This is a genomic window from Microbacterium sp. Root166, from assembly GCF_001427145.1.
In the GTDB taxonomy this organism is placed as follows: Bacteria; Actinomycetota; Actinomycetes; order Actinomycetales; family Microbacteriaceae; genus Microbacterium.
The window spans coordinates 219,755-239,081 of sequence record NZ_LMGL01000002.1; the positions used below are offsets into that span (position 1 = coordinate 219,755).

Genomic DNA, 19,327 nt, shown 5'->3' on the forward strand with positions numbered 1-19,327 from the left:
ATGCGATTCGGCTGGAGTGCTGAGATGCCCGATCCAGGGCCAAGCTGGCTCGAGCGACAAGGGTCGACGCACGCCGCAGCGCGAGGGCGGCTGCATGGGCTTCCTCCACCCCAGCCCAGTGATCACCGTCGTCAGTCCGGGCGATCGCCTCCGAGCTGGTGTGCGCGAACGCGAGCTGATCGAGCACCTGTTCGAGCGATCTCAGGCCGCCCAGCAGATCCCCGACCACCTCGTACGTCTGTGCCGGATCATCGAACGTGCGCGTGGCGTGCGCGAGAGCGCGCAGAGCGTGACATGCTTCCTCGCCATCGACGACAGGATCCTGAAATCTAGGCATTGTGTGTCCCTTGCAACAGAAGTCGTCAGTCAGGTGCGCGAGGTGTCCCCGCGCGTCATACGGTTCGGCACAGGGGCAGCGCGGCGACGGTGAACGCTTGCGCCTGCTGACCCACGAGCCTCCGTGTTTCGCAGGCAGCTTGCACGGCGGCCTGCTCGATCGCCGCGACTGCGGCATCCAGCTCGTCGACGCTTGGCGCCGACACCGCCACGAGCCCGGTGAAACGCACCACGCCGTGACCAGCCGTGAGGTCTGACTCTTGCTGCACGACGTCGTTGTATTCGGCGGTGCGCGCGGCATCCTCGATCTGCCCGACCTTCGCCCGCTGCGCAGCATCCGAGAGAAGCCCTACCTTCTTTCTCCTGATGTCTCGCGCAGCGAGGTCGGCACGGACCGGCGTGCACGTCAGAGTGAATGTGCGTTGGATACCCGAGGTCAGCAGCAAAGGGGAGAGGAAGCCGGGGTACACCTGTGACCTCGGCCACTCCGAGATCCAGAGAACCGCGTGGTGGGCCGAGTCGGTACGCAGCCGGTCCCAGGTTTCGGAGACTGCGATGGGGCCGGCCGTTGCGAGAGATCGACCGATGTCCCCGTGTCTCTCCAGCGCGGGAGCGGCCGCGGGATCGTATGCGGAGCGCAGTACGACCGCGACCTCGCCTGGGCTCAGCCAGCCTGTGGGCGTTAGGTCGGCTGCCCGCAGTGCTGCTACGAACGTCGTCATCTCCTGACGCAGTACGCTCGCGGCCCCCTTCATGCCACCCCCGGCGGCGCGGATCTGGCGGGCCGCCGCACGCATGTCGAGCGCGAGGGCGATTGTCGTCTCGTGTCGTTCGCCTGCGGGGCCGGCGCGCTCAATGAGCTCCTTGTATGTGACCGCGGGCCAAGAGTCATCGTCGACGCCGTGCCGGGCCCACCATTCGGCGAGCCCGCTTCCGGAGCTGGGCACCGTGCGCTCGGAGATCTGCACGCGCGCGATACGACCCGACCGGCAGACCGTCGCGAGCACCCGCCCCCAGCCGGCCACCCGACGCTCCTGTTCGCCGCTGTCGAGAAGAACGAAAGCCGGATGCGTGATGCCGGCGATCGCCGTCAGGGTCTGGGCATGAGGGTCTTGGATCATGGCGGCGCCCGTCTCGGGGTCGACCCACTCTCGGAGCGCGGCGGCGTCGCCGGGGAGTGCGAGCGTGCCCGCGGGGCGCGGCTTGACCAAGTCCGCGCGGAACCGCAGCTGGCCGCCGACGCTTCGCCACACCCAACGCGTTGCGATCGGCACCCATTCAATGAGCTTCCGACCACCCACGGGGACGAAGGCAAGAGCGACGCTTGTCACCCAGATCGGCGAGGTGAGGCCGAAGAGGATGCCGCCGCCCAGGTACACGGCGCTGGTCAACGCGATCAGTCCGATGGCGAGCGTCACGAGCTGCGCCAGGGAGAGGCCGAGCATCACGCCTCGCTTGGACAGACGGGAGAACTGAACCGGGTGCAGCTGGTTCGCGCGCGGGGGGTTGTTCGCTGTCATGCTGTCGTCCTTTCGCGCGGCGTGGGGATCGGCCGCGTGGGCGGGTTCGGTGTGCGCGGCTGTGGCATCGGTTGCCCGGTAGCCGGCGAGGGTGTCGGTGCCGGTGGCATGTCCGCCGGAATGGCACCCTCGGCATGTCCCATGGCTGCTGATCCGGTAGCGTTGGCGAGCTTGGGTCCGGCGGAGGCAGCCTTGCCAGCCACCTGACCGCCGACGATGACTGCGGCGGCCGGGCCGGCGGCCGCCGCAGCTCCTGAAGTTCCTGCGCCTGACGCTGCTGCCCCAGACGCTCCCGCGCCGGCACCCGATCCGGTGGCGCTGCCGGCGGCGCTCGTTGCCACCGGGGGCGCCGAGCCGCTCGAGGTTCCACCTCCGTCGAGGATCGACTTCGCCGACTTCGCAGTCCCGGGGCTAACCGGCACCGGGACGGGCCGATTCAGTGCTCCCTTAGCCTCCTGTTCGGTCGACATCGCGTGGTACATATCGACGCCGACGAACGAGATGAACTTGTAGGTCATGTAGGGCGCGAAGGCCGCGACGAGCATGAGCACGACTCCGGCCACAGGATCGCTGATCGAGGCGAGATCAAGGTCAATCGGCGCCGCGGTCTGATTGATCGCGACCAGGAAGAGGACGACGAGCACGAGCTTGGAGAACACGAGGGCCACAACGAACGCCACCCACTTGCCGAACCAGCCGCGGGCAGCATCCCAGGAGAATCCAGCCAGTGCGATCGGCGCGAACACGATCGCCACCAGGAGCAGAGCTTTGCGGATCAGGAGCGAGAACCACACAATCGCGGTGGCTGCGATCGCGAGTCCTGCCAGGAAGATCGTCATGATCGCGCCGACGCCTGGGCTCGCGATATTGATCGCGACCAGGCCGGCGGCCATCAGGGCGATTCTGTCGCCCATTCCCTCCATCGTGTTTCCGGTTGCCTGGACGATCCCGATGGCCAGCTGATCTGTGACCTCCAGCAGCGTCGCCGTCAGGGTGATTGCGACGAACGATCCGAGGACGGACTTGCCGAGCCCCACAGCAGCCCGGGAAAGCGCAGTCGGATCGCGATGCGCCAGTCCGGTGATCAGTTGCAGGCAGAAGAACACGAGCATGACGAACAGCGCGACGCCGAAAAGCAGGTTGTACACCTGGGTGTACTGGTCACCGGTGACGTCGACGAGGGTGGTCGTGTCGAACACCGCCCAGACGGCTTCGAAAAACCACGCGGCGGCTGCGGCGAGCGTGTGGGCGAGCCAATCGAAGGGCGCGGCAACGAGCGAAGTGACACCCGACCCGACGGTCTGGCATACCTCGGCGATCGCCGGGATATCGCAGACCCCGCCCACTCGCGTCGTTCCTCTCAATCGGCCGCGTCTCGCTCAGACGGACTGGCCGACACCCCAGAAGAAGTTCACAAGCGTGACGGACGCCCCGCAGATGAGTGCCGCGCCGCACGCCACCAGAACGCCGAGCTTGCCCCGTGAGGCGAGATGGGGATTCGATGAGTTGGCTCCATACCCCCACGCGACAGCGGCGATGATGAGGGCGAGCACGGCGAGAATGAGCCCGACTGTCATTACTGCGCCGACGATGACGCGGAGTTGCTCGATGCCGGGAAGTCCCGACCCGTTGGGAACGATGTCGATCACGGTCGTGCTCCTTGTCTGCGCAGAAACGAACCTGCGTACAAGGTGCGTGCGGCGTCCCCGAGATCCGTCGACCCGCGCAGTCCGTGCACGCACTCTGGCTAGAGCTGTTGGCCGACCCCGATGAGGAAGTTCATCCAGGCGACCGCCGCGCCGGCAAGTGCCGCTGCGCCGACAGCAACAAGAAGGCCGGTACGGGCTCGCGTGGCTGATTGGTAATTCCCGCTCGTCGACGCGATCGCCCATGTGGCGGCGCAGATGAGGATCGCGAGTACCGCGAAGACCAGGACATACATGAGGAGCGCGCCGACGATCACGCGGAGGTCACCCGCTCCTCCAACCGCTCCGAAGTCCGGGAAGATGTCCATTTCGGTCACCTCATGCGCCTGCCGCGCACGCCGTCCTGCCAGCGGTCGCGGCATCCAATCCTTCGGCGCCGTGCTCGGCGAGCCACGGGTCTGCGTCGATCGCCGGCTCGAACGCTCCGCCGGGACGGATCTCGAAGTGCAGATGAGATCCCGTGGACTTGCCGGATGACCCTACGTCTCCGATGTGCTGGCCAGCGGTGATGCGCTCGCCGACCGAGACATGTACGCCGGTCGGCCACATGTGCGCGTACGCCGACGCCACCCGCTCTCCGTTGACCGTGTGCTCAATGACGATCAGCTGTCCGTAACCCCCATACGGCCCTGCCCAGCTGACGACCCCGTCCGCGATCGCGAAGATGGGTGTGCCGTCCGCCGCAGAGAAGTCGGTTCCTGCATGGAATGCGGGTCGACCGGTCATGGGGTCAGTGCGCCCGCCGTAGCCGCTCGCCCGCACCCACGTGTCGCTCGGGAGGGGGAAGACGACGCGGGTTGTCTCGGGGACGGAATCGAGAGGCGCGCCGCCTCCGGTCGCCGACGCGATTGGCCGGGTCAGCGCGACGAGGACGGCTTCCGCAACGGGCTGATACTCCTCATAGCGGTCGGGGAAGGCTGAGCGCTCGACAGCTTGCGCAGCCGAGCCGGGATCGGCTGCTTGCCAGCCGGGGATGTCGAGAAGCCCCGCGGGGGAGGGGAAGTTGGGTCCTTCTGCTCCGCCGAAGAATGCGCGCACCTGGTACTCCGGATCCATGAGCTCCTCGACGGTGCCCCAGCCGGAGGTCGGGCGCATCTGAAAGAGGCCGAGTGAGTCGTGGTCGCTGCCGACGCCGTCGTTGGGTATGCCGAGCGATGCCGGATGGGCGGCGTTTGCGAGCATCCGCAGGGTCGACTCGGTGAGCGCGGCCATCAGCCCGATCAGCACCCCCTGCCGCCCGACACCCTCAATGCCACTGCCTACCGTGATGATCGTCGCGGCGTGGGTGAGCTGTGCCTGCCCGAGGGTCACAGACACGCCGTCGCTCCGTCTTGCGGTCAACCTTTCGGGCACGTCGGTCACGACTAGCTGGCCGGACGCCTGGCAGGCAGCAAAAGCGGCGGGGGAGAGGACGAGGGGGAGAGCGATCAAGCCGGCGAAAGGCAGCGTGAATAGAACGACGGCAAGGGCGATCACGAGCTTCTTCATATGCGGCGTCCGTCACCGGAGCGGGTTGTCGACCGCGGAGAGCCGGAGCAGGCGGCATTCGTCGAAACTCGGCTCGCAGGCGATGAAGAGGGTGAATGCGATTGGTCGAGACGTCTCCTGCGCCTGGGTCCCTACGATGCCCGCGCGGTGGCGTGTTCCCGTGACCGTGTACGCGATGGTTCCGGGAAGGATTTGGCCAGGTGTCGCTTGATCGATCGCGTCGTTCCAGGATGCCGGCACGAACGCCTCGTCGATGATGAGCCACTGGCGCGTGCCGTAGGTGCGCAGCGTTATCCAGGCTTCCGTCGTCGGCAGGTAGGTGCGGACATCGGAGGCAAGCCCGGCGGTCTCGGCTCCAGAGGGATCCCCTGCATCGACGACTACCTGTGCGTAGTCGGCGGGATCGAAGTCCGTGGCGGCGTCCCAGTTGATGAGCGCGCCGGCGGCTTGGCGCGCGAACGCCTCGGCATTCGATGTCGAGCGGATCGGGGGAAGCGTTGCGCTCGAGGCGCTCGGTTTGGGGCTGACGTCCGAGGCAGCCGGGGCTGTCGGCGCGACGGCGGTCGTCGGAGTGCTGGGCGACGGTGCCAGTACAAGGCCGTACAAGCCGACGCCGACAAGTGCGGCCAGCGCGCCGAACCCGATCGAGAAGAGAAGGACGATGCGCCGCCCTGGGCTCACAGACGCGGTCATCACGCGATATCCCGTCTCAGCTGGACACGTGCGCTGCGGAGCGCCGCGAAGAACTCCACGGTCGAAGCGAGCGTCGCTTCGAACTGCTCGAGTTGCTCATCCGTCAGTTCAGTAGCCACAGCCGCGACATCGAAATGGGTCCACCAGAGATCCAGGTCCTCCCACACACGCACGAACGCACGGACGGGAAAGACGTGCGCCGTCGCAGCACGAGACCTGGATGGTCGCTGGCTGCGCTTCGCCTCCTTGACTCTCGCGAGCGCCGCGTTCGCCAATTGCTCGAGTTCATCGGGCGGCTCGAAGTCCTCGGGCGCTTCGAAGTCCTCGAACTGCTGTGGCGACACCGGCTCGAGGAGTTGCCTGATTCGCGCGTGTGACGCGGCGACACTGCCGCCCTCGTCGATGAGCCGCAGTTCTTGGCTCGCTTTCTCCTTTTGGGCAGGGTCGGTGCCGGGGTCAGCGACAACGCGCTGTAATTCGGCAATGCGTTCCAGCGTGGTGTACGACGCCTTTCCGGTGACCATCTGGGCTGCCTGGGTGCGACTCTTGCCTGCTTTGAATTGCGGTGGTGCCACGGTGGCACCACCGTCCTTTCCATCCCGAGAATCCGCACGGCTGAAACGCGTCGCGGACTGCCGGCGAGTCGCGTCGTCAGTGATGTGATCCTTCAGTTCGGTGTACAGGGCAGCTGCCTCTGTCGGCGTGAGCGGTTTGTGGAGGAGGTTCTCGGCCTGCTCTGCCAGCAACTCGGCGAGCCGATCCGAGATCCCGGACCTCACCCATACCTTGATCGTCTTCTCGCCCAGCCGCTTCAGCGCTTCGAGCCGACGGGCACCGCACACCAGAACGCCTTCTGGTGTCACGGTGACAGGCTGGAGAAGTCCGTCGCGGGTGATCGACTGGGCGAGCTCATCGATGTCTCCGAACTCGGTACGGTGCCGCTTCCCGACGACGATCGATTCGATCGATCGTTCGAGCTCGATGTGGCCGACTCTGGTTCCCATGGTCACCGCCTCGATCGCTCGGCGGGGGCGGCGAGACTCACCGCGAGGACGAGATCGTCATCCGTCAGCAGTGAACGTAACGGTTCACCGATCAGCAGGCGGAGCAGGATGCCGCGTCCGGCTGTCGTCCGGGCGACCTCGGGTTCCGGGTTGCCGAGGACAGCGCGTAGTAATCCGTTCCACGATGCGGACGACAGATCGAGGAGAGTTCTTCCGTGAACGTCGCGCCGAAGCGATTCCCAGGCGGTCGCACGCGAGGGAACCTCACTGAGTCGTGCGCAGATGTACTCCATCGCGGTTCGCGCGGGCGTGCGCGGCCAGCCGAGTAAGGTCATGAAGGCGATCGCATTCTCGACTGCCTCTCCAATCCCGGCGCCGTCCGATGAGCACCCGTCATCGAGCGCGTCCCCGGCACCCTGGACACGCAGTGACGGGTGATAGTCGCTCAGGGGGTTCTCTCGGTCACTGAATCGCTCGGGGTCGTGGAACGACGAGAACTCGGGTCGGCGCGCCTGGTAGACCGAGCACAGCAGGCCGTTCGCCCGTTCCTCCGCGATCAGCGTCACCTGCACGGCCCGAGTGACTACCGCCCAGGGGTCGTCGGCATTGCGCACCGCCGACGAGCGCATTGCGTCGAATGCGGCCGCCGCGGCATCCCATGGATCGAGTCCGTGCTTGCGCGCCAGCTTTGCGTAGCGCCGAACGACATACTCCATGAGCGCTGCGGCTTCGGCGTCGCGGCGCCAGGCGCCGTGGTCCTGCGCGGCGAGGCGTTTGAGCACTTTGCGCAGCCCCTCGGAGCTCTCAAACGCGGCGGGCACGCTCGCCGACTCGGACGAGTCCGGAACGCGCTGCGAGTGCACCGATGCGGCGGCAGCTGAGCGGGAACCCTGGCTCGACATGGCAACCTCGCTACCGACCGATTCCAGAACGACGGACGGACACGTGATCAGCGCGGCCGTTTCCGAACGCCTCCACCGGCGGTAAGTGAAGGGCCCGTTCTCGGATTGCGCGGCGAGTAGCCGCAACCCCCTGCGTCGGGAAAGCGCGCGCTCGCCAGGCGAGCGAGGACTCGAGGTCGATTCCCTGGCTCGCGACGCGCCCGGTGACCGCGGGAACGAGTTCCGTAGGTCGCATCCAGACCACCTCGCTTCGAACCCGCTCAGCGCCAGATAGGGACAGCGGCTGCCTCGCAAGCGAAGGATCGCCGTGCCGCGCCAATTCGGAGACCTCTTCGGGTGACCGCTTATCGACGAGTTCACGTTCACGCTCGGACGCGTCCACGCGAAGCGGTAGGCCGGGTCGCCCGACTCGCTCGTATTCGTTCATGACGTAACCTCCTTCTGAACCTCAGGTGTGCCGATCGTCCCCGCGAACCACCGGCCGACTGTCGACGGATGAACTCCCGTGGCGCTCGCAATCTCCTTGTTCGACATCCCGCGCTGCCGCATTAGCGCGGCAACGCTTCTCCGGGCACCCTTCTCCGGAACCTCGACCAGCGAGCGAATCGGAACGACTTCTGTGGACAGGTCTCGTGGCGTCTCTGCTGTGGAGGAAACGTGAAGCCGGAATCGCTGGGTGAGAACGACCGTCAGGTGAGTGATCGCGAGAAGCACCAGCGGCGGTACTGCGGCAACCGACGCTGCAAGCACGGGAAGAACATCGGCATCGGCCGCGACGACGGCATGGATTGAGTTTGCGGCGACCGATACCGCAGCACCGATCATGAGCAGCACCCACGGATACCACGCACCCGGTGTCCGGCGAGCGCGACGACGGCAACGGTTCCGACGACGATGATTCCGTCCACAATGAGCGGCCACGCCCACGCCTGCGTCGTCGCGATGCCGGACGCGTGGGCGAGATCCGTGAGAGCGGTGAACGACAACCAGAACGCACCGACAGCGATGAACACAGTGCCGACTACCGCGGTCCATACGGCAATCCGTCCTGACCGCAGGTCGGTCGTAGCGGGGATCATGAGATCACCTGCCCGCTGAGCGAGCGGGATGCTGAGCTGCCACCACTGATGCGAAAGGGTGGCGTCTGCCCCACCACCGTTCGGTACGCAGATCGGATGGTCGTCAGGATCTCAGCCCGATGCAACCCCGCATGCTCCGCAGCAGGCCCGAGTACGTTGCGCGCGCTGTGATCAGTGACGCCGTTCTCGGCGAGCCGGCATGCGGCCCAGTACAGGGCGCGGTTCCGCTCGCCCTCAGCCCGTGCGGCCAACCACGCCGCGAGACGCTCCGCGTCAACATCGCGGCGGGCCTCCGCGGGCATTGACACAACAGAGGTCGGCCTCGGGTCAAGGAACTGTCGAAGCGCCGATCCGTCGATAGACACGGCGTCCCCGCGTCCGGCGCCGATCAGCTCATACGCAGACCTGTTGCCTTCGAACAGCACCTGCGACGGCGGCACGATGACGTAGCCGCCCTCGCCCCGGAAGTCGATGCCGGCGCTAGCGGCCTGCCACGATGCCTGAACGTGATCAGGGTCTGCGGGGTAGTAAGCGTGCATCCCCCCGGATGCCGTCTTCACCAGCGCCTGCCAGCGATCCACGAGACCTTCCCGGCGAGCGAGTTCGAAGGCAGCGAATCCGCGCACCCGCCCGTGCACATCGATGTCTACGACCTCGACGGCGGAAGCGCGCCCGGTCGGCATGCCGATGTTCGCGTCGGGCCATCGAGACCACCATCGGGCAATCTGCCGGTCGTCGGAGGTCGCGTCGCGGAACCCGTGCTCTGTCAGCGGTCGCTTCTCTGCTGGCTTGCAGGGGAAGATCGGGACTCCTGCCGCAGCGAATCGAGCGGCGCCTTCCCGCGGCGAGAGGCCGATCATTCCGGCGAACAGGGCGACGGTGTCCATCACAGATCCCGGGCGGAGATCGCGGAATCGGGGGACGAGTGCCGGACCCTCAGGCGGCGGACATCATCGAATCGTGCCACCGGACCCGCAACGAGAGGCTGAAGTGCAAACCGGTGCGCTTCCCTCGTCAGACCCGGCGGGTCACCCGAGCCGGCTTGCAACGTCGGCAACTCCGTGAGGATCGTGACCGCTGTCGTCCGCACTCGCTCACCAGTGGCTTGCACCACTTCCACCGGCGTCTTGCCCTCGACGGATGTTGCCCAGGTCGCCACATACGGGATCGTGTAGCCCGATGTGTCGAGGCCGTGGGCCGCTCCGATCATCAGAGCAACGGACTCCGCTTCGACCTCCCCGATCCCGCGATGGAATACGGCATCGGCGTTGTCAGGGCCGTGCAGCATCATGTGCGCCAGCTCGTGCGCCAAGGTCTTCGCACGTGCCGCGGGGTCTATGTCACCCCGAATGGCAACGCTCCGAGTGAGGTAGTCAGTCATGCCGTTGGCTCCGCCGAGATCGCGATCGCTCCCAACAATGCGCAGCGTGTACCCGTGTTCGCGTACGAGGGATGCAAGACCATCCCAGAGACCTTGTGGCGCCTCGCCCGCGAGCAACTGCGGAGTGGGGGCATGGGGGATCGGGACACCGCTCGTCTGCGAGGCATCCCACACGTATGCGGGCCGCACCCCGACCATTCGAGTGCGCACTTCGTCGTTGCGTCTCGGGGTCTCGTGAGGCGCAAGACGACGCCATGACTCGGCGACCTCTGGGGTGGGGGAGGTGAACCGCGCGTGGATGGGCGCAAAGATCATGTACCCGGTCTGGCCGCGATCGACCGACCTCCCAAGCGTGCGCCATTGCCGGAACCCCGCGACGTACGTCGGCGTGGGCTCAGCCACCCTGCCCTGCTCGAACGCAGCGAGGTGTTGCAGCCAGATGAGCATGGTGTTGTTGAACGAACGAGAGCGGAATCGCGCGCCGAACTCAAGAGCCCGCACCCAGTCTTCGCTCGTCACCAGCGTGGCCACGGCATCCGCCAGCTGAGCGTGCAGCCGTTCGAGCTTCGCCTCAGTGGAACCGGTTGTGGGGGATTGGTGAGTCATGGCGCGGGAACCTCCTTCTGACTGGCCCGCAGCGGCTTCTTGGGGGAGGTACGCGTCATCTCACCGGGACCGACGGGCGATCGCGCGAACGATCGACCCGAGACGGTTGTGCAACTGTTCGCTCGCGAGCGGGCGTGCTCGTGAAATTCCAGCGCGCCAGCGCGCTGGCTGAGTGGGGTGGGGTGCCGGCAATTCCGATGATTCTTGCTGGGCGATGACCTCCGCTTTGAGCATGCTCAATTTGGTTTGGCATCGTTTTAGCATCGATATTGAGCATGCGCAACGGGTTGATTTGAGCATGACCAACGAGTACATTGAGCATTCTCAACGCCCGCCGACTGGCGCTCCAAAACGACAAGCCTTGCCTCACCCGAGGGGAAGGGTGGTCTACCGAAATGACAGAAGACGAGAGCAAAGTGGCCGCGGAAGACCTCGCGAAACGCCTCAGGCTGCTCCTCGACGTCGCGATCACTGAGTCGGGTTCTGAACCGACCTACGCCCAGATCGCGGCGTTCCTCGAGATGCGCGGCGTCAACCTGTCGAGATCTCGATGGACATACATGGTCAACGGCCATCGCTACGTGCAAGACCCCGTGCTGTTCGAAGGTCTGGCTGCGTTCTTCGACGTGGATGCCGCGTTCCTGCTCGGGGAGGACGGCGCAGCGATCCCGGACAAGGTCACCGCGCAGCTTGATCTCGTGCGGGCGATGCGGGCAGCGAAGGTGAAGTCGTACGCCGCGCGCACGCTGGGGGACATCTCCCCGAAGGCTCTTCAGGCGATCAGCAGATTCCTGGATGAGGAAATGACACATACCTGAGCAGTGCCCTTGCCGGTCCCTTGTGGCCCCCCCACCGGCACATGCTCCCCAGACGGGAGTGACATCGTGCATATCGAGCAGACCGTGTCGACGGCCGTCGCAGACCTTGCGCTGGGTAGCACCTTCACCTTTGACGATCTCGTTGGGGCAATTCAGGATCACCGGCAGCGCACACTCCGCATCGTGGAACTTGCGGATCTCGGCGACCACGACGGCATCTGCGCGGTGTGGCTCATCACCGAGAACGAAGACCTCGTCCTACACGCGCACAGCGACTCCGTCCTCCATCGCCAGCAGTTTGTGCTGCACGAGTTCGCCCACATGATCCTCGGGCATGGAGACGACGACGAATGTTCGACCGAAGACTTCCTCCTTCCAGACATCCCCGCCCGAACTCGTCGTCGATTGCTCACCCGACAAGACCTCGACTCTCACACCGAGATCGCGGCTGAGGCCTTGGCTGACCATCTCGCTGCGGCGATCCGAGGCTCCGTGTGCGGCGAATCGCGTTACCTCGAGATCTTCGGGTGATGCAGACCTTCGTCGCAGTGCTGATGTGGCTACTCGTGGCGAGCCTGCTCATCCTGCGCCGCGGACGAACCGAACGAAGCATCACCTACGCGGCGGTCACGATCGCCGTAGCAATGACAATCAATGTTGATTCGGTCTACCGGCCCCTCGATGCACTCCTCGGTGGCTCGAATGTCGCCACACTCATCGGGGACTGCGCGCTGATGGTCGGGATCTTCTTCCTTGGCCGAGGGATCATGAAAGCAGGCGAGTATCAGCCCGGCCCCGTCCGCGTTGCGCTCGGCCCCGCTGCCCTCGTTGTTGCGCTGGGTGGCGTCGTGGTGGCCTTCCTGCTCATCGACCGTGGCGCGACGACAACCAACTTCATGATCGATCTCGGAGCGCAGCCTGCGGCTGCTGCATATTCGATGATCCAGTTCAGCTACTACGGGATCGTCGTCGGCACCATGGCAGTCCTTGCCAGTCGTCAATATCGGCTGAGTGCTGGTCGACAGCGTTTGCCTGCCGGTTGTCTCGTCGTCGGCTCGATCCTCGGAGTCGCTCTCTGTGTCGTCGTCCTCATCATGGACATCGCACACGTTGCCGGGGGTGTAGACGTGATGGCTGACGTGTCTATCGCCTATGGACCTCTCTACATACTGACCTTCCTTTTCCTGTGCGTCGGACTCGCTGGGCAGCCGACAGTGCGTTACCTGAGCGCGCGCCGGAGGGCGGCGCGAACACGCACGCTCATCAAGGAACTGTCGCCCGCATGGCGAGCGGCGACGATCGTTCGCCCGGGATTGAGTCAGACGGATGCCGCGTCCGTGCAAACCGATGGCCTCGAGGCACAGTTGCATCGACAGGTCGTAGAGATCCGCGACGCGATGATCGACCCGCGCGTGTCGTTTTCTCTCAACGCAGGCGACCGTCTCGTCCTTGAACGTGCCGAGCAGCATCTCCTCGGAACCAACGAAGCTCGACTTCACGCGTCGGCTGCGCCTGCCACACGGCGCAACTCTCAACGAGGAGCGGCATGAGGGGTCCGATTGCGCTGGGAGGCGTGCTGGCAGCCGCGACGCTATCGTTGGGCCTCGGTTTAGTGATCGCGCGGCGCCTGACCGCCCCTTCGGGCCCGCGCCGATTCGACCTGCTTATCCGTGCCGTCGAACAGGATGGCGACCGGCAAGCAATCGTGCTCGATCGAACGCATCAAACTGAGTCCCCAGGTGAGTTCACTCTGATGTTTCCGGGTGGCCATTGGGTGCAGCTGTCTGCCGAGGTCCTTGATCGCGGGCCTGGGCGCATCGCGCGTGAAGTGACGGCAACGGCACCGGGGTTCACACCGTCAGCCGGGGAGTGCGCCTCCTGGAGCGGCATCTACTTCATGACCCCCCTCGATGCGGGTCTCAGCGCCCGCGACGTTGCCATCCACACCCCGTCTGGGCCTGCGCCGGCATGGCGCATCGATGGAAGTGACGTGCAGTCAACGAAGTGGGCAATTCACATCCATGGGCTCGGCAGCCCGCGAGCCGGAACGCTGCGAGGTGTGCAAGTCACCACCGAGCTGGGTTACACGTCGCTCGTCGTCAGCTACAGGAACGATGGCGAAGGCCCGTGGCGCGAAACTGGTCGGTCAACCCTCGGCGCCACTGAAGTTGACGACGTGGATGCTGCGATCCAGTACGCCATCGATCAGGGCGCACGTCAGGTCGTTCTCTTCGGCTGGTCGATGGGAGCACAGGTCGCACTTCAGCTTGCTGCACGGGCGCGCTACGGGCGGCCGGTAGCCGGGCTCGTGCTTGAGTCGCCCGTTCTCGACTGGGTCGCGACTATCAAGGCGAACTGTGCTCGTGCAGGGCTGCCTGCCGCGGCAGGGCTCCTCGCGATCCCGTGGCTCCTATCGCCCTTTCTCGCACGTGCAGTCGGCCTGCCTGGCGCCATCCCTCTTGGGGATCTCGACTGGATCGCACGCGCGCGGGAGCTGACCGTCCCTACGTTAATCTTGCACGGAGCGGATGACGACTCGGCGCCGCCTGCGGTCTCTCGCAAGCTTGCAGCGCTGCGTCCAGGTCTCGTTCAGCTCGAACTCTTCGACGCGGATCACACGATGACGTGGAACTCCGACCAAGAGCGCTGGCGATCCATTGTCGCAGCCTGGCTATCCCCACCGAACCTGAGCCCATCCACCCTAGGCGGATCCAGACTCCATTAGTTTGCGGATTCGAGTTCCGTGTGGTGCGTGATGCATGTCGCGCCAGACTGCCCATGACTTGCAGCATGAGCGCGAAGGTGACGAGGCTATGACTGACGTAGTTTCACAACGGGTGGTGTCGCCCGGCGTGGCTATCATCCAAACATGCCCGAAAATGCTCCGCCTGCCGACTTCGAGCTCCGCGTCTCGCCCACGCTCGACGCCCCGGCGGAACTCCAGGAGATCGCGCGGCTCTACTGGGAGCACGACGGGCTCGACCCGTACGGCAACGGCGTTCTCTGGACGCGCAAGACCACGGAGATCGACTTCAAGCCGTGGTCCGGCACCGTTCACTACGCTGCGGCTGCCGGGGGAGTGGCGACCTCCCGGACCTTCGACTGCCCAACTTGCGGCGAACCACTCACCCTCAGCTCGCGCCAGACGCTCGCCGACGCCCGCCGGGGGCTCTCGCCCGAGTGCAGGAAGTGCAACGGCACCATCAACGAGAGGGCTGCCGCCGTGCTCGACCCGTCCACCGTCGAAAAACGGCAGGGGAAGGCCAAGGCGGACAAGCGGGAGCGGGCCGCGGCGGAGGCCGCGCGCGAGAATGATGCGCTGCGCGTGCAGGAGGAAGCAGCTCTCGAACAGATGCGCCGTGCCGCCATTGCGGCCCAGTACCCGAGCGAGACGGAGGACCCGGGCGAGTACGACCTGGTGCACGCGTCCGTGACTGACAAGGTCGGCGCGCTGGCCGTCATCCAGGCGCTGGGCTTTTCATCCGGGTTGGTCCACGTCGGTCGCTACGCCGAGGCGGACATCGCGCCGACCGTCGACATGTCGGTGGAGCTGCTGGCCGCCGCGTGGCGGGCGCGGCTGCTGCTCGTGCACCCGTCCTCGCCATCGAACGCGTTCGTCTGGAGCGAGGACGATCCGGCAGAACTCGGATCGAGCATCTACACGGAGCGCACCAACTTCACCGTGCCCGGTGGCAGCACACTGGCCCGCCGCATGGAGCAGTTCGCAGGATACCTGCGCGACCATCTGGAACTCGCATCGCTGTGGTCGACGCAGCGGCGAGAGCTGCGCGACCTGGCGAAGACCCTCGTGGCCGAGGAGGCGATCCGCTACTTCCGCCATCAGCTCGCCGATCACGGCTTCCCGGACCCCGCCGAGCATCACCTTGAGACGCTGCGCAGCCACGCCGAGCGCGGCTCCCGGCACTTTTCGCTCGGCCAGCTGTATCGGATGGCATGGACGTCGGCCCGCAACGCCGCCTCCGCCTACGAGCGCAACCGGGGGATGAGCAAAGAGAAGGCGGCGGCGCACGGAGTGAACAGCTTCGTGGGGTGGGTCCAGCGCGGACTCGACGCGCCCGCCGAACTGGGTGACCACTTTCGGGAGGACTTCGAGCTGCCGCTCACCGCCGCAACGGACGTCGTCTTCCGCGTCGTGCTGGACCTGAGCCCGATGCGCGCGCTGCCCGGGGACATCGACGCCGCGCTGGAGGGATCTCCCGACGAGGAACTCCGGCGGGCATGCAACGACCGGATCCCCGATCGCCACGAGGTCATGGAGTGGCTGCGGACGAACGCCGAGTGGGAGCCGGACGACTTCCGGTCCGGCCTCGAACGCGTCGGCGGAGAGGACTTCGAGCTCTGCGGGCCGGGGTGCGCGCACGAGCGTGCGCCGATGGTCGCGTACCAGTCTTCACGCCTGATCGACCGGATCGTTTCGCGCGTCGGCGCCCGGGATGCTGCCGTCGTCACGGCGGAAGCGATGTCGATTGGCAACGAGAACGACTACCGGGGGAGAAGCGGCGACCTCGTGCTCGCTCACGTCGCGCGCGCGCTCGGCTGGACTTCCGCCGACCGTGAGGACGACGAACGTGAGGACCTCCCCGTCGCCTTCTGACAGCTCCGGGCGCTAGTTGCGGTTCAATCCGTGACGCCGGGTATCGAGGGCGTCCTTGAAGTGACTCTCGGCGATGTTGATGTCACGCGTCGGCGTCGCGGGGTCGAAGACCCGCAGGAGCGAGTATCGGAAGCTTGATGGATCGAGGCCCTTCAGCTCCACATTGCCGCCGTGGCCGTTCGTGGCGTAGATGCTCCAGCGCTGCCGGATGCTCTCCTCACCGTCTGCCTTCCCGACGTACTGCTTTCCGTCCCGGGTATCGGTGATGAGGTAGATACCGAACACCGAGGAGAGCGCCGTGCGCCACGACGCATACCGATGCTCACGCATCACTGCTCGCAGCTGCACGTAGCTCAGCACGAGGCGGTCGAAGCCCGGGAACGGCACCGGTTCCGCATCCGCGATACCCATAACCGGGTAAGTCGCTGCGGTCGTAGCGTTCATCTTCCAGGCGCGCGGTGACTTCCAGCCGATCACGAGTCGACTGCGCAGATCGGCCATGTGCTCTGTTTCGACGGTGTCGAACGTCCGGATGATCCCGTCGTTGTCGATCTCACCGCGGTTCTCCACGACCGACCACAGGCGTGCCTGGTCGCCGCCCTCTTTGATGAAGACAACCCAGAGCCGTTGCGGGACCGCGGGGAAACTGCGGGTGCTTGCAGACTGGCGCCGCGTGTACTCGAAGATCTCCGCATGCGTCGAGTTCGCGTGAAGGCCCGTCAGACCGCTTTCTTCGGCTTCCTGCGCGAAGGCATGGCGGATCACGAGGGCCTGTGCTGGATCGATTCCCGCGTCGATCAGCAGCGGGCCAAGTGTCAGCGCCATAGGTCTATCACTTCTCTCCGGGCGCAGTCAGTTGCTCGTCAGGCGCGTCGTCTTCGTCGCTGTGTCGACGGTGCAATCGTTCGTTCACGTCCCGCACAATCTTCTCGGCGGTTGACTTTGCACCCTCAAACGTTTTGATACCGAAGCGCCGGGTGATCTCGACTCCGTCGGCGCCGACCTCGACTGCCTTGTCTCTTGCCTCCCCGACGGCGACCACCCAACGCTTGGCTTCTATCTCCTGGCGAGTTGTATCAATGCCAAGCCGCTCATGGAAGATGACGACGTCGGTGGCTACTTCATTACCGGAACGCACGACATTGCCGGCTTTGAAGGGATGCAGCAGCGCCTTCTCGTTTGCTGTGCTCGCTGCCGCGTCCATGCGACTCAGCAGGCTGTGCGTTGTGGCTGCGATCTGTTCGCGGCGCTTACGACGCGCAGCCTGCAGTCCTTCTCTGTGGCGATCGAGTTCCGCGGGAGAGGAGTCAAGCACGCGGTCGAGTTCCAACACGGCGAGGCCGTCTTGTAACTGAAAGCAGCGCGCCAGCACGGCCAGCCACTCTTCCACCGTGGCCTCGGCAGCTGCGGCAGCGTCCGCCACATCGCCGACGTTTCGTTGCTTCTTTTCGAGCTTCTCCGCCAGCGCGTCGAGGCGACGAAGCGCATACCCCTGCGCGGCCGCGATGTCCTGCGCGGTGCCCTGCACCTTTGACCACGTGACGTCGGACACGCGGCCCGTGTGCTCCCGGACGGTCATGGCCTCGTCGATAACGAAGCCGACTCCGATCATCTCCGCAATCGCGGCATCCTTCTGGGCGCGCAGTATGTCGTCGACCTTCTCGTCGATCGTCGCGAGATAGTCCGTGATCTCATCCATCGTCTGCTGCATCGCGAGCTGCGCCATCACGCCGGCCGCGCCGGCCAACATCGCTGGGCTTGTGAGCATCGAGCCGATCGAGCCCGGCTTCACGAACTCCAGGATGCCGGTGATCTTGCCACCCTTGGTCGTGGTGATCGCTCGCTGGACGCCCGATGACGAGCCCTTCATCATCTGGTTGACCTTCATCGCCTCGGCGGACTTTTCCGTCAACTTCACCCACCGCCCCGAGTTGGCGGCGATCTGAGACCCCGCTTGGGCGGCAGTCGACCCAGTGTTCAGGACGGAGCCAAGCTTCTGCTGGAGGTCGAGTTCCTTCGAGGGCACGCCCGCGGTGCGAAGAAAGAGATCGACCGCGCCCGGGTCGCCGAAGACCGCGAGGCCATCACCGTCGCTAACCAGCTCGATCTCGTCACTCATCGCTTCACCTTACGAGGTGCGACCGACGCCGTTCCCACACCACCCTCGTGTTCCTGGGCGGGGTGGTGGCGGCCCAGCCCCCTTCGGACGATCATCGAGGGCATGACGAGCCGAGATGAGCGAGGAGTTAGGGCGACACCACGAAGCCCTGTCCAGCTCACGGCAGATCAGATCAAGCTGCTGTCATGGGTTGTGGATGGATGCCCGACCGGCGTGTATCCGGAAGGCTCGTTCGCGCATCGCATTTCGGCGCGTGCTCTCGTGAGTAGAGGGCTTGTCGATGTGTCGGGTCACGGAGCATCTTGGTGCGCCGTGCCGACGGAGCGTGGGCGCGCTTGGCCAGACCTGCCCAACGGCGACCTCTCGCCGCGGCAGCAGCATGTGCGGCACGGTGGCGGTTCCGATTCCCATGCAGTACTAGCTACCTCCGCAAGCAGCCGCTCTCGACGCCGCGGAGCGCCCGCCACGTCCGTCCCGATCACGCACGTCAGCAGGCAGGAGATCTTCATGAGGTTCAAGGTTGCGGTCACGCGCGTCCAAGTGGCCGAGCGCTGGATTCGAGCCGTCGACGAAGAGGACGCCGCCAGGAAGGTTCGCGAGGAATTCGAGAAGCCGTACGCCTACTTCGGTCACTGGGAGACGAAGGCGTCCGAGATTGACGTCATCGAAGCCGAGGAGATCACGGTGGTTCGCTCAAACCTCCTGGACGATTCCGGGCCGATGCTCCTGTCGATCAAAGACGCAGCCGAAGCACTTGGGATTCCGCACCGCGCGCTTGGGGTACTGGCGGCCGAGGGAGATATCGAGTGCACCCGCATCGGGACTCGGAAGTATGTCTCCCGGGACGCCATCTTCGCGTTCGTGCAAGCGAACACCCGCCGCGGGTAGACGACAACCAGGGTTCTCGCGCCTTGACGCCCACTCCACGGCGCTTCCCGCCCGGCACGGTACGCTGGTAGCGCTGGCCTCTGTAGCTCAGTGGAAGAGCCACTCCGTCCTAAGGAGAGGGTCGGGGGTTCGAATCCCTCCAGGGGCACTTTTCTTTCTGATCAGGTATTTA

At 65.6% G+C, this 19,327-nt stretch carries 19 protein-coding genes, 1 tRNA gene and 1 pseudogene; 8 read left to right on the top strand and 13 right to left on the bottom strand.

What is annotated here, in order from left to right; genetic code table 11:
* Positions 1 to 94 precede the first annotated feature (94 nt).
* The gene (locus tag ASD56_RS16180) at positions 95 to 430 is read left to right on the top strand and encodes a hypothetical protein (protein ID WP_235565624.1); all 336 of its coding nucleotides are present in this window, start codon (positions 95 to 97) and stop codon (positions 428 to 430) included.
* Here ASD56_RS16180 and ASD56_RS08830 read toward each other — a convergent pair.
* The 11 genes and pseudogenes from ASD56_RS08830 to ASD56_RS08880 all read right to left on the bottom strand — a co-directional run bounded on the left by ASD56_RS08830 (position 393) and on the right by ASD56_RS08880 (position 10,715).
* Complete coding sequence (locus ASD56_RS08830; protein WP_055964417.1) at positions 393 to 1,856, bottom strand: SCO6880 family protein; 1,464 nt, start codon at positions 1,854 to 1,856, stop codon at positions 393 to 395. The genes ASD56_RS16180 and ASD56_RS08830 overlap by 38 nt on opposite strands.
* Positions 1,853 to 3,202, bottom strand: coding sequence for a hypothetical protein (locus ASD56_RS08835; protein WP_055964421.1), 1,350 nt, complete (start codon positions 3,200 to 3,202; stop codon positions 1,853 to 1,855). The genes ASD56_RS08830 and ASD56_RS08835 overlap by 4 nt, the downstream gene beginning before the upstream one ends.
* 33 nt (positions 3,203 to 3,235) lie before the next feature.
* Positions 3,236 to 3,505: a DUF6112 family protein gene (locus ASD56_RS08840; RefSeq protein WP_028495551.1), complete on the bottom strand. Its 270-nt coding sequence runs from the start codon at positions 3,503 to 3,505 to the stop codon at positions 3,236 to 3,238.
* Between the two features lie 98 nt (positions 3,506 to 3,603).
* The gene (locus ASD56_RS08845) at positions 3,604 to 3,870 is read right to left on the bottom strand and encodes a DUF6112 family protein (protein ID WP_055965822.1); all 267 of its coding nucleotides are present in this window, start codon (positions 3,868 to 3,870) and stop codon (positions 3,604 to 3,606) included.
* A 10-nt stretch (positions 3,871 to 3,880) separates the two neighbouring features.
* Positions 3,881 to 4,879, bottom strand: a complete 999-nt coding sequence (locus tag ASD56_RS08850; RefSeq protein ID WP_235565626.1) for a M23 family metallopeptidase — start codon at positions 4,877 to 4,879, stop codon at positions 3,881 to 3,883.
* 183 nt (positions 4,880 to 5,062) lie between these two features.
* Positions 5,063 to 5,743 (bottom strand): hypothetical protein, encoded by a 681-nt coding sequence (locus ASD56_RS08855; protein ID WP_055964427.1) that lies wholly within the window; start codon positions 5,741 to 5,743, stop codon positions 5,063 to 5,065.
* Positions 5,743 to 6,747 carry a ParB/RepB/Spo0J family partition protein gene (locus ASD56_RS08860; RefSeq protein ID WP_055964430.1) on the bottom strand — a complete coding sequence of 335 codons (1,005 nt, stop codon included), beginning with the start codon at positions 6,745 to 6,747 and terminating at the stop codon, positions 5,743 to 5,745. The genes ASD56_RS08855 and ASD56_RS08860 overlap by 1 nt, the downstream gene beginning before the upstream one ends.
* Positions 6,748 to 6,749: 2 nt before the next feature.
* Entirely contained in the window at positions 6,750 to 7,775 is a 1,026-nt protein-coding gene (locus ASD56_RS08865) for a hypothetical protein (RefSeq protein WP_235565627.1), read from the bottom strand.
* Positions 7,776 to 8,072: 297 nt separating this feature from the next.
* Positions 8,073 to 8,728, bottom strand: a pseudogene (locus tag ASD56_RS08870) (DUF2637 domain-containing protein).
* The gene (locus ASD56_RS08875; protein WP_055964434.1) at positions 8,725 to 9,615 is read right to left on the bottom strand and encodes a bifunctional DNA primase/polymerase; all 891 of its coding nucleotides are present in this window, start codon (positions 9,613 to 9,615) and stop codon (positions 8,725 to 8,727) included. The pseudogene ASD56_RS08870 and the gene ASD56_RS08875 overlap by 4 nt, the downstream one beginning before the upstream one ends.
* The gene (locus ASD56_RS08880) at positions 9,615 to 10,715 is read right to left on the bottom strand and encodes an ArdC-like ssDNA-binding domain-containing protein (protein ID WP_235565629.1); all 1,101 of its coding nucleotides are present in this window, start codon (positions 10,713 to 10,715) and stop codon (positions 9,615 to 9,617) included. Before ASD56_RS08880 ends, ASD56_RS08875 begins: the two co-directional genes overlap by 1 nt.
* 395 nt (positions 10,716 to 11,110) lie before the next feature.
* On the opposite strand from ASD56_RS08880, the gene ASD56_RS08885 reads away from it, so the two are divergent.
* From ASD56_RS08885 to ASD56_RS08900, 5 genes are all read left to right on the top strand, one after another.
* Positions 11,111 to 11,533 carry a hypothetical protein gene (locus tag ASD56_RS08885; protein WP_055964437.1) on the top strand — a complete coding sequence of 141 codons (423 nt, stop codon included), beginning with the start codon at positions 11,111 to 11,113 and terminating at the stop codon, positions 11,531 to 11,533.
* 66 nt (positions 11,534 to 11,599) lie between these two features.
* Positions 11,600 to 12,064, top strand: coding sequence for an ImmA/IrrE family metallo-endopeptidase (locus tag ASD56_RS08890; protein ID WP_055964440.1), 465 nt, complete (start codon positions 11,600 to 11,602; stop codon positions 12,062 to 12,064).
* The gene (locus tag ASD56_RS08895) at positions 12,064 to 13,083 is read left to right on the top strand and encodes a hypothetical protein (RefSeq protein WP_235565630.1); all 1,020 of its coding nucleotides are present in this window, start codon (positions 12,064 to 12,066) and stop codon (positions 13,081 to 13,083) included. The genes ASD56_RS08890 and ASD56_RS08895 overlap by 1 nt, the downstream gene beginning before the upstream one ends.
* Positions 13,080 to 14,258, top strand: coding sequence for an alpha/beta hydrolase family protein (locus tag ASD56_RS16015; protein ID WP_082541392.1), 1,179 nt, complete (start codon positions 13,080 to 13,082; stop codon positions 14,256 to 14,258). Before ASD56_RS08895 ends, ASD56_RS16015 begins: the two co-directional genes overlap by 4 nt.
* Before the next feature lie 144 nt (positions 14,259 to 14,402).
* A complete protein-coding gene (locus ASD56_RS08900; protein ID WP_055964446.1) occupies positions 14,403 to 16,148 on the top strand; it encodes a hypothetical protein in 1,746 nt (581 codons plus the stop codon).
* A 12-nt stretch (positions 16,149 to 16,160) separates the two neighbouring features.
* Here ASD56_RS08900 and ASD56_RS08905 read toward each other — a convergent pair whose 3' ends face one another.
* Positions 16,161 to 16,973 carry a GIY-YIG nuclease family protein gene (locus tag ASD56_RS08905; RefSeq protein ID WP_055964449.1) on the bottom strand — a complete coding sequence of 271 codons (813 nt, stop codon included), beginning with the start codon at positions 16,971 to 16,973 and terminating at the stop codon, positions 16,161 to 16,163.
* Between the two features lie 7 nt (positions 16,974 to 16,980).
* A complete protein-coding gene (locus tag ASD56_RS08910; protein ID WP_055964452.1) occupies positions 16,981 to 18,267 on the bottom strand; it encodes a hypothetical protein in 1,287 nt (428 codons plus the stop codon).
* A gap of 507 nt (positions 18,268 to 18,774) precedes the next feature.
* Here ASD56_RS08910 and ASD56_RS08915 point away from each other — a divergent pair.
* Together ASD56_RS08915 and ASD56_RS08920 are read left to right on the top strand one after the other, a co-directional pair.
* Positions 18,775 to 19,155, top strand: coding sequence for a helix-turn-helix domain-containing protein (locus ASD56_RS08915; protein WP_055964455.1), 381 nt, complete (start codon positions 18,775 to 18,777; stop codon positions 19,153 to 19,155).
* Positions 19,156 to 19,231: 76 nt separating this feature from the next.
* Positions 19,232 to 19,303 (top strand) — tRNA-Arg (locus tag ASD56_RS08920).
* The last annotated feature ends 24 nt before the right edge of the window (positions 19,304 to 19,327 follow it).